Annotated in this window: 11 protein-coding genes and 1 pseudogene; 9 read left to right on the plus strand and 3 right to left on the minus strand. The window is 63.7% G+C overall.

Going from position 1 to position 9,346, the window contains the following annotated elements; translation table 11 throughout:
• The 5 genes and pseudogenes from LK10_RS22465 to LK10_RS20595 all read left to right on the plus strand — a co-directional run.
• Nucleotides 1-1,166 (plus strand): annotated as a pseudogene (locus LK10_RS22465) (hypothetical protein); the annotation flags it as partial.
• Nucleotides 1,167-1,897: 731 nt separating this feature from the next.
• Nucleotides 1,898-2,722, plus strand: coding sequence for a ParA family protein (locus LK10_RS20585; protein WP_052207647.1), 825 nt, complete (start codon nucleotides 1,898-1,900; stop codon nucleotides 2,720-2,722).
• Between the two features lie 3 nt (nucleotides 2,723-2,725).
• Complete coding sequence (locus LK10_RS21100) at nucleotides 2,726-3,139, plus strand: ParB family protein (protein WP_052207648.1); 414 nt, start codon at nucleotides 2,726-2,728, stop codon at nucleotides 3,137-3,139.
• Between the two features lie 173 nt (nucleotides 3,140-3,312).
• A complete protein-coding gene (locus tag LK10_RS22470) occupies nucleotides 3,313-3,456 on the plus strand; it encodes a hypothetical protein (RefSeq protein WP_197062010.1) in 144 nt (47 codons plus the stop codon).
• Between the two features lie 2 nt (nucleotides 3,457-3,458).
• Nucleotides 3,459-4,118 (plus strand): DUF4236 domain-containing protein, encoded by a 660-nt coding sequence (locus LK10_RS20595; protein ID WP_043128226.1) that lies wholly within the window; start codon nucleotides 3,459-3,461, stop codon nucleotides 4,116-4,118.
• A gap of 100 nt (nucleotides 4,119-4,218) precedes the next feature.
• Here LK10_RS20595 and LK10_RS20600 read toward each other — a convergent pair whose 3' ends face one another.
• Nucleotides 4,219-4,455 (minus strand): ribbon-helix-helix protein, CopG family, encoded by a 237-nt coding sequence (locus LK10_RS20600; RefSeq protein ID WP_043128228.1) that lies wholly within the window; start codon nucleotides 4,453-4,455, stop codon nucleotides 4,219-4,221.
• 475 nt (nucleotides 4,456-4,930) lie between these two features.
• Between LK10_RS20600 and LK10_RS20605 the strand changes: the two genes are divergently transcribed.
• From LK10_RS20605 to LK10_RS20615, 3 genes are all read left to right on the plus strand, one after another.
• Entirely contained in the window at nucleotides 4,931-5,314 is a 384-nt protein-coding gene (locus LK10_RS20605) for a hypothetical protein (protein WP_043128230.1), read from the plus strand.
• On the plus strand, nucleotides 5,307-5,711 hold the full coding sequence (locus LK10_RS20610; protein ID WP_043128232.1) for a hypothetical protein: 405 nt from the start codon (nucleotides 5,307-5,309) through the stop codon (nucleotides 5,709-5,711). Before LK10_RS20605 ends, LK10_RS20610 begins: the two co-directional genes overlap by 8 nt.
• Nucleotides 5,712-5,864: 153 nt before the next feature.
• A complete protein-coding gene (locus tag LK10_RS20615) occupies nucleotides 5,865-6,098 on the plus strand; it encodes a hypothetical protein (RefSeq protein ID WP_043128234.1) in 234 nt (77 codons plus the stop codon).
• A gap of 624 nt (nucleotides 6,099-6,722) precedes the next feature.
• Here the strand turns inward: LK10_RS20615 and LK10_RS20620 are convergent.
• On the minus strand, nucleotides 6,723-7,901 hold the full coding sequence (locus tag LK10_RS20620) for an FAD-dependent oxidoreductase (protein WP_043128236.1): 1,179 nt from the start codon (nucleotides 7,899-7,901) through the stop codon (nucleotides 6,723-6,725).
• Between the two features lie 274 nt (nucleotides 7,902-8,175).
• Between LK10_RS20620 and LK10_RS20625 the strand changes: the two genes are divergently transcribed.
• Complete coding sequence (locus tag LK10_RS20625; protein WP_043128238.1) at nucleotides 8,176-8,655, plus strand: ribbon-helix-helix domain-containing protein; 480 nt, start codon at nucleotides 8,176-8,178, stop codon at nucleotides 8,653-8,655.
• A 177-nt stretch (nucleotides 8,656-8,832) separates the two neighbouring features.
• Here the strand turns inward: LK10_RS20625 and LK10_RS20630 are convergent.
• Nucleotides 8,833-9,346: IS256 family transposase (locus LK10_RS20630; RefSeq protein WP_043128240.1), on the minus strand; the 514-nt coding region annotated here is incomplete at its 5' end.

Genomic DNA, 9,346 nt, shown 5'->3' on the forward strand with positions numbered 1-9,346 from the left:
CGCAGACGGGACGCAGCCCAGGACCTGATACGGCAGGCCGTCCGCTGGGCGGGTGGCAGTCCCCGCTGCGCTCGATCGCGGAGACGGGCCTGTACGAGACGGACCGGTACCGGTCGGCCTCGGAGGCCCGGATGAGTGTGCTGAACCACCTCGCAGCCTGCGGGTGGACGCTTGCCCAGGTCCGGGCCGAGCTCACCGGCCAGTTCCCGGGCCTGGCGGCCCTGTATCAGTCGAGGGCACAGCGCGAGCGGCTCCTGGAGCGCGAGTGGGCCAAGGCGCTCGAATTCACCGCCAACAGCGCCGGGAAGAAGACTGCCCGTAAAAGCGACACAAGCCCCACTCAACCCACCGGGGGGGCAAAAGCCTCGGCCGCTTCGATCCACCAGCTGGTGAACGATCTGGAGAATGTCCTCTACGCGGTGCTCGATGCCCGGTTCCACTCTCTGGGACGCGAGGGCATCGGGCTGCGGTTCCTGGTCCGGGGCGTGCTGGCCTATATGAGGACGATGGAGACCAATGTCCTGGACGTCGGCTGCCGCACCTTCGCCCTCGCACTGGGCACCCATCACGGGACCGTCGCGAGGCTTCTGCGCCGCCTGGCCGAGCTCTCCGACGGCATGGTCACCAAGATCGCCGACGCCCGCCACCGCAACGCCGACGTCTACCTCATCGACCTCCCCGAACAGCACCGCCAGACCGCCCGGGATCTGACCTGGCGCCAGGGCAGGATCCACGCCGTCCGGCCCGTCTTCCGCATCCTCGGGCCCGCCGCGGCCCTGGCCTACGAGGCCATCGAACGCTCCCGCCACTCCCCCACCACCGCCGACGTCGCCCGCGACGCTCGCGTCGCACGCAGCACCGCCGAGAAGGCACTGGCCGAGATGGCCGCCTACCGCATGATCCACCGCGATGCGGAGGGCCGCTGGCACACCACCGCCGCCACCAGCCTCGCCCAGCTCGCCCACCGCCTCGGAGCCGACGCCGACGTCGCCGCCCAGATCACCCTCCACCGCCTCCAACGCGCCCGCTGGCACGCCTGGCTCGACCGCCACAATCCCGCTCACCAGATCACCGAAGCCGACCTCCACGACCCCGAAGCCGACGAACACTGGGTCCCACCAGACGACGCCATGTCCACAGCGCTTTGGAACGCCGCTGCGGCCTAACTCGTCTCTCTCGAGAAGCTTCCCTGCCTTGCCGAATCAGAACCGCTTATTTAGTCCTAATTGACCGATTCACTCTGAGAGGTCTATTAGGACGATTACTTCCATCGGAGGCAAGGCAGGCCTAGGCCGTGACGGGCTTAGGCCAAAATAGTGGTCAAAGTTCTTTTAGAGATGTTAGACCTTTTCGTTCCGCGGGGCTTACCGCCGGTTGAGTCCCAGGCGGTGGTTAGAGCGAGTGAGGGTCTGGCGACTCTATCGAGTAGGCCTGATAGGTCTGTTAGACCTGTCAGCCCTACAAGTCCTGACAGTCCTAAAAGGTGCCAACTGGCGATGAGTTCGGCGACACGCCGCGGTATGGCAACTGGTCCTAAAGCGGCAAGGACTACTGTCGCCATTAGACCTAAAAGTCCTTTCAGGGATATTAGAGCTGAAACTCCTCCATTCCGTCTGACTTACCGCCCGGGCCCTAGGCGGTGGTTAGAGCGAGCGAGGGTCTAGGCCGACTCTGCCGAGTAGGGCTGATAGGTCTGTTAGACCTGTCAGCCCTAGAAGTCCTGGGGCCCTAAAAGGTGCCAACGGGGCATGAGTTCGGCAACACGCCGCGGTATGGCAACTGGTAGTCGAAGGGCAAGGACTACTGTCTCTATTAGACCTAAAAGTTCCATTGAACCTAGCGGGGCTCACAGGGCTAACAGCCCTGTCAGCTCCGGCGAGGACGGGAAGGAGACGACGTGCCGCAAGTAGTCGCCGTCGTGAATCAGAAGGGCGGGGTCGGTAAGACCACCGAAACGATCAACCTTGCCAGGGTGGCAGCCAACGAAGGCCTCAGGACCTTGGTGGTAGATGCCGACCCCCAAGGGAACTGCTCGGGAATCCTGCTCGAGGACATTGCCGCCGACGACCTCACCTTGGCCGACGTGCTTCTGGGTGAACCCGTCAAGGAGGTTCAGCGAGAAGGCGCATGGGACGGCCTCCATGTGGTTCCAGGCAATAGCAACATCAGCAAGGCGGTGATGATGTTGGCGGGGGAGCATGGGCGCGAGATGAGGCTGCGCGAGGCCCTAGATCCGGTCAGAGGTCAGTACGATCTCGTGCTGATCGACTGCGCGCCGAGCCTAGAGCTGCACACCATCAATGCCCTGGCAGCCGCCGACCGCGCGCTCGTCGTAACCACACCGGGGAAGTTCTCCCTCGACGGCATGTCTGAGCTCGAGAAGTCCGTTGCCAGTGTCGTCCGCTATTACAACCCACTCCTCACAGTCGCAGGAGTGGTTGTCGTCCAGGCCCGGGGGACGCTCACCCATAGGGCGTGGTTCGGTGACCTAAAGGAATCCTCGCCCTGGCCGATAATCAACCCCCGAATCCCATACTGGGATGTCATCCAATCAGCGCAGGAGGCCGGCCTCGGCCTCGACGAATGGACTGCTGACCGGCAGCGGGGCCGCGAGGTATACGAGATGTACGCTCGCCACTTCAGCACACTCACAGGCATGTCCTTGCGGAACCATCTCGAAAAAGCGTTCCCCACTCACGACTACGCATACATGGAGGGCTGACCTATGGCAGGACGACCCGAACGCAAACGGAGCGCCCTCGGCGCAGCCCATCCGATCGAGGCCCGGGAGAACATCCTCGGCCCGGAGGCAACTCCAATGGGGGCTCCCGGTTCATCGGCGGCTTCGGTGCCTGAGCCGATACTGCATGCAGTCGCGGTCCAAGAGCCCGCCCCTGCATCGGAGGCCACGAGCACTCCGATCCGCAAGGCCGGCTTTTACGCCGACCTCGACACCATCGCCCGCATCCGGGCCGCCTGGTACTACACCCCGCCCGCATCGGGGGAGCGTGAAGAATCCCTCTCCGACTTCCTCCTCGCAGCAGCGCTCGACCGGATGGAGGAGCGCCAGCGTAAGTACAACGGCGGCGAGGAGTTCCCCGCCGTCCCTGCTGGAAAGATCGCGCGCGGGCGTCGCTGATGGACAGGTTTGGTCAATCACCCTAACGGGTCCAATATCCCTAATAGATCTAAATGGGATGGTAGAAGGAGCGGGAATGCAGGGAGGCGATACGGATTAGTCTCCTCCGGAACTCTGCTCGGCCGGGGCAGGTTCCACTGGCTCGAGCTGGGTCAGGCATATGATCCGAAATCGTGGTGAGAGTTAGCGGGACGATCCGTCCCCTCCAGACAGAACAGATCGAAGCCCAGGGCGAGACGTGCGACGATGTCGAGGCAGCGCTCGAGGCGCAGGTCCCGGAAGGGTGGCAGCTGCTCCGTATCCTCACGGAACGCTGACGATGGGGTATCGCTTCCGCGCTTCCAAGAGTTTCGGCCCGATCCGGGTCACCGCCTCCCGCAGCGGTATCGGGGTGAGTGCCGGTGCCGGACCGTTGCGAGTAGGACGCCGAGCCGACGGACGGGTCACTACCACATTCCGCATTCCCGGCAGCGGGATCTCCTACACGTCGCTGTCCTCAACCGCCGCGATACCGCCGGCCCTCGCGCCGTTGAGCTCCCTGCCTGAAGACGCCACCCACGAAGAAGTGCAGACCGCCGAGAACGAAACCTGGCGATCGATCCTCCGCCCAGACGGAACCCCTCAGGCACGAGCGCTGCAACGGAACTATGTCCGGGCCGCGGTCAACCGGGCAGCAAAACGCTACCGACCCAGCCTCAAGCATCTGACCGTCGGCCACGCCGAACAGATCCTGGCTCTTCTCGGCTGCGAAAGCGCGCCCCTGCACCAAGGCGGCCGGGGAAGCGCTGCGATGAACCGCACGGTAAAGGTTCTCAGTTGGGCTGCGCTGGTCCTCTGGGTTCTCGTGCTCCTGCCCATGTCGGTCTGGGGCTGGCTGATCGATGCTGTCATTCTCACTGTGGCGGTTTCGGCCCGGGTGCGGCCACCGAAGGCAGGCATGGGAAGACGAGAACTGGGGGACTGGGGCGTGCACGTCTAGCGGCGCCCTCGAATCGCCTGGCCGGTAGGGCCACGGCTCGCTGAAACTCCAAGGGGTGGGCCCTGCTGTTACGGAGCCCACCCCTTGGAGGAGCGACGAATCAAACGAGGACGAGCTCGCGCTTGTTCTTGTCGTTCGAATCCATCGTCTGGATCTTGCGGCCGTGCCGCCTCTCGTCCTGGATGAACTCCATCAGAGCCACGGCGCGACGGATCACCTCAGTCTGAGACAGGCCTTCCTGCTGGGCCAGCTTCTTGAGAGTGGCTGCGGTCTCCGGGTTCATGTTGATGCTCAGGCGTGTCAGGTGGGTGTCGATGCGTGATTCAGGAGAGGCCATGGTTCGCTCCTTCGGAAACTCGGCCCTTTGCGGGCTCAGCGCCCGTCTGGACGACAGGTGGTAGTGGTCCTGTCGGTGGCTCATCCAGATGGTCCTGGGCCGATGCTGTTCGGTTGTGTGGCGGGTTCTTCGGGTCCTGCACAAGGCGTTGGCGCGCCTTCGCTGGGTCCGGCAGGCTATCGGTGTTGCCCCGGCGGATTGGTTGTCCAGCTGAGCTAGGCCGTTGTGGTTTCGGTGTTCGGTTGCTGTCGTTTTTTCCATCCACAGTTTGAAACACCAAGTCCGTGTTTCTCTCTGTCTGTTTCTCGTACCGAAATTATACACACATGTCCACACGGGTCAACGCATCATGTGTTGATGTAGTGTGTAGGATTAGATGCACAGAACGCGTCATATTGCTAGTATGAGCCCACGTGTCGGGTCGGCCAATGGGCCGACAGCGTCCCGCTCGAGCGGGGGTTAGGTGGTGGGTCATATGGACGACGAGCAAGAACCCGAGCCGGGCAACGGGGAGGCCGGGTCGGAAACCGGCCAGCTCTCGGAGTCACTGGCCGGAGAACCTATGCTCCAGTCCTTGGCCGCTGATCAGCGGCTCTGGGTTGGCTTCCAGACCTTCCTGGCCGCGCTGCAAGCCAACAAGACGATGCCCTCGTGGCGTTTCGAACTGGCCCAGCCCGACGGCGTCATCCAGGTCATTGGAGCACCGGGCGAGATCCCGGAGTTCTCCTATCTGCAGGCCGACGAGCACGAGTCAGTCGACACAAGCGGCCTGGGGAACAACGGCGTCTTCGCCGTCTACGAGCACCCCGACGAGAAAGACGTCGAGAAGATCGAGGACGACGAGGATGCCGATGAGTGACCAGCCAGGCGACGAATCCGAGCACGAGCGGGCTGGGCACGAGGGGAGGTCGCCCCTTCCCGTGGATGAGGTCGTCGACGAGACGGACATCATCCCCTCATCGAGCGATTTTGCCCCCTTCATCCGAGTCGAGGGGGCGAGACCCCTCACTGAGGGTGTCGGGTACTCGAAGCCTGTGCCTCCCACTCATGAGGACGAGACGCGCAGGGGGCTTGCGCTCATCGTGATCGTGGGCATGCTGGTGCTCTACGGCGCGATCACGGCGGCGTTCTTGCTGCGCTGGATGCCGCGAGACGACTTTACTGCCGCGATTGCTGGCATCTCAGGCGTCCAGACCCTGGCCGCGGCCATCCTTGGTTTCTACTTCGGTGGAAAGTCCGGGAAGAAGGAGGACTAGCCGGCTACGTGCCGGTCTCTGCGCCCTCTTCGATGCGTCCCCATCCACCCTTCATCTGACAGCCGTAACCTGAGCGACGGGAGTAGGGAGGGGACGGAGTGGAGAACCAGTCTGACCACGGGCACCGGAGCTCGCAGGAGCCGGTCGGACCCAGTGAACGCCCAGAAGGATCCCGCCCTCGCGAGATCGTCTTGGATAACGAGGCCCTTCCGGGCCCTTGAGGATGCCGTCCGGGTGGTCAGGGAGCTCGATGAGATTCGACCGGCCGACATGACTGCCCTCTTCTTGGCCATTCAGTATGAGAACCTCTCGCTGGCTCTCCGCGAGGTCCTCGGTGTGATCGGGTTCCTGCCGCGGCTGCCTCCGCTCTTCGATGAGGAACCCTGACGCTCCTCCCATGGGCCTCGCCGCAGCCATTCCCGTGAAGTGATGATCAGGCGTAGGTTCGTCCCTTAGGAAGGAGGGGGAGCGGGGTTTCAAGTGGAAGAGGCACGCCAACACACCCGCATCGCGCCGTGAAGAACTGCAGGCCGCCTTGGAAGAGGTGTGGTCCGCGGCCTACGAGATTCCCTCTGGCGCCAGCTCTATCGGTCCGATCCCATCGATCAAGACCAATGAGCAGGCCAATGAAGTGGTGGACCGGATCCTGATGCGGGCTGGTGGCGGTCATCGGCTGTGGCGCGCCGCCCTCAGGGCCGTCGCGGAGCTCGAGCGCGCGATGATCAAGGGAATGCCAGGCGGACGGGATCAAGGCAGCCAAGGTCCGTGGCGTCTACAAGGGCCGGTCCCGGGCGCTCAAACCAGAACAGGTTGGCGAGGGGAGGGAGCAGATCGCCGCCGGGTCTCCAAGACCGAGGTCGCCCGCCGGCTCGGCATAGACCGCTCCAGCCTCTGCCGGGCCTTACGGTAAGCGGAGAGATCTTAGAGTCGACTGCACCGAGCTGATGCAGCCTTAACGCAACCAGGGCCGATGTTTCATTCGAGCACCGGCCCTGGTTGCGTTAAGGATCGTTAGATCGCCGCCTCTGTCTCGGTCGCTCGCTGGGGGACCTCCAGCTTCAAGGCGTCCTCGGTGACTGCCGGTGCGATCGTGTATCCGCTGCCCCCGAGTCCGCTGATCTCTGCGACCGCGACCTCCCCCGTGAGGTCGGAGGGCAGGACTCGGAGGATGACGCCGCTCGCGTGGGGCCGCAAAGCGAAGGTGGCGCTGTCTTCATACCCCACGAAGCGGAGGGCTTCTTCGAGGCGCGGGAAGAGGCTAATGGCGCGCTTCCGGATGCCTTCGAACTCGAGCTTCGCGTCCCTGGCGATCTCAGCCTTCTGCTGCCGGTGGTCCTCCACGTCGGGGGCACCAGAGCTATAGGGGTACTCGAAGACCTTATCGACAGTCCCGCCAACGCCGATCGTTCCTGTGGCGGGCGCTGGGATCGAGTAGGTCAGCGCACCGTCGTCATCCTCGTCCATGACAACCATCGAATTGTGAAACCCGAAGGCCTCGCGCATCTTCAGGTGGATGAGGACCCCGAGGGAGCCCATCACCTCCGGTTCGACGTGGTTTAGGAGCCTGCTCACGCCGGCCCCGGCACAGACGAACGCCGTCGAGATCTCAAGTTCCTCGCAGAAGCTACGGATGTCTTCGACATCTTGGAAGTGCTTGTTCTCCGAGGTAATGACGCCGGGAAGGGCGCGCACCGCACGAGTCATCGCCGGAAGCAGTTCACGCGGGGAGAAGACGCGGCCAGCCTCCACAAGGGCCGCCTGGAAGTACGACTGCTCGAGTCCGAACGTTGCCGGGTCGACGATCTTCGGCTCTGACGGGAGCCCTGGCGGGAGCCGAAGCGTCTTCAGGTTCGATACATACAGCGTCGGGATGTCATGGACGAGATGGTCGACGCCGAGATCGGCGAAGATGGCGGGGCCGATTTCCCAAGAGCGTTCAGCCCACAGTCCAGCGCGGGAGTCCGTGGAGGCGAAAACGGCATGGTAGGCGCCTGCGTTCGCAGAGGCAGACTTCCGCTGGTCATCGAACGCCCAGTAGATCTGGAGGGGCAGCCCCTCTTCCTTGGCGGCCTTGTGCAGCTGGTACACGGTAAGCGTCCCCTGGAGGCCTCCACCGATCACGAGCGCTGAACCGTGGTGCAGCGCGTGAGCGAGGATGGTCGTCCGGGGAGGGTGCATCGGCGGGGTCATGGTGCATCCTCTCTCTTCTGGCGAAGCGACGGGATCGTCGGGCGCAGACAAGAAATAGCACGCTTCTCCGGTGTTTGAATAGGCTTCAATCACACTTCTTTGGTGTAAAGTCACTTCTGTCACTCTGGTATCACTTGGAAGGTGGACCCGTGTACTTCGGTGTAGATTGCAGTACTCTGGCCGCGGGCCGAGTGGGCCAAATCCGACGGGCAACCGCCGTACACGCGCGCCCAGAAGACGAGCGACGAAAAGAATCCAGGAAGAGGAGGAGCAGATGTCCAACAAGACAGAGCACGCGTCGGCCGAAGCCAAGGCGGCAGGAGAGCGGGAAACCAAGACCAACCGCATCAGCGTTAGCTTCGAACCGTTCGTGAAGACGGCGCTGGAGGAACTCGCGCGCACCATGAGCGTCACCACGAGCGAAATCATCCGTGACGCCGTCGTCGAGTTCCTGAAGACGCCCGACCGCGACGCCTCCTTTAGAGAGCGCAGCTTGAGTGTGATTCAGAGCCCTTACGGTCGCGCCAAGAAGGCGGAAATGGAACCGGCATCGCCCACCAATGGAAAGGGGCCAGCTCCTCGCTACACTCAGCGGATCGGGGTCGCCTTCCCGGAGTCCGTCTACACCGAGCTCGCCCGCTGGTGCCACGAGCGCAGTAAGGGAATCACCACCGTGATCCGGTTGGCGGTCGACACATACCTTTCCCGTTCGATCTTCGACGCCATCGGCGATCACCGGCTCGTCCGCCACTGACGGCTGGCCCGCATCCGACCAATCCCTCAACGCGGGCTGGCCAAAGGAGGAACGAAGGAAAAGCCCGAGGAGTCGGAGATTAGGGCGAGGCTCGAAGGCTGCTTCTCGCGGAGAAACCACCTTCGCCATTGCCGTACAGGGAGTGTCTGAGGAACGGTGTTTGGGTCCGGCGTTCTTCTAGTTGGCGGTCCGTTCGAGGCGTCCGTCGAAGGTGATCGCGAACGCGTTCAGCGGGGCTTTCCACCTGGCCACCCAGCGTGCCCGCCCACCGCCGGTGGGGTCAAGCGAGCGGGTGACGAGGTAGAGGCATTTCAGGGCCGCGGCCTCGGTGGGGAAATGGCCCCGTGCCCGCACTGCCCGCCGGTACCGGGCATTGATCGACTCGATCGAATTCGTCGTGCAGATGACCTTGCGGATCTCCACGTCGTACTCCAGGAACGGGACGAACTCGGCCCACGCGGTCTCCCAGAGCCGGACGATCGCCGGGTACCGCTGCCCCCACTCGGCGGCGAACTCGGCGAACCTGTCCTTGGCCGCGGCCTCTGACGGGGCCGTGTAGATCGGCCTGAGGGCCTTCGCGATCGCGTCGCGGTGCTGCCTGCCTGCGTACCGGAACGAGTTCCGGATCAGGTGCACGACGCACTGCTGGACCACGGTGCGCTCCCAGGTGGTGGTGATCGCCTCGGGCAGG

Source organism: Sinomonas humi, from assembly GCF_000802235.1.
GTDB classification, from domain to species: Bacteria; Actinomycetota; Actinomycetes; order Actinomycetales; family Micrococcaceae; genus Sinomonas; species Sinomonas humi.

What these genes read in the sequence shown, in the direction of transcription:
- LK10_RS21100 (WP_052207648.1), top strand. Translation starts at nt 2,726, where the DNA reads ATGGCAGGACGACCCGAACGCAAACGGAGCGCCCTCGGCGCAGCCCAT.
- LK10_RS20595 (WP_043128226.1), top strand. Translation starts at nt 3,459, where the DNA reads ATGGGGTATCGCTTCCGCGCTTCCAAGAGTTTCGGCCCGATCCGGGTC.
- LK10_RS20600 (WP_043128228.1), bottom strand. Translation starts at nt 4,455, where the DNA reads ATGGCCTCTCCTGAATCACGCATCGACACCCACCTGACACGCCTGAGC.
- LK10_RS20605 (WP_043128230.1), top strand. Translation starts at nt 4,931, where the DNA reads ATGGACGACGAGCAAGAACCCGAGCCGGGCAACGGGGAGGCCGGGTCG.
- LK10_RS20610 (WP_043128232.1), top strand. Translation starts at nt 5,307, where the DNA reads ATGAGTGACCAGCCAGGCGACGAATCCGAGCACGAGCGGGCTGGGCAC.
- LK10_RS20620 (WP_043128236.1), bottom strand. Translation starts at nt 7,901, where the DNA reads ATGACCCCGCCGATGCACCCTCCCCGGACGACCATCCTCGCTCACGCG.
- LK10_RS20625 (WP_043128238.1), top strand. Translation starts at nt 8,176, where the DNA reads ATGTCCAACAAGACAGAGCACGCGTCGGCCGAAGCCAAGGCGGCAGGA.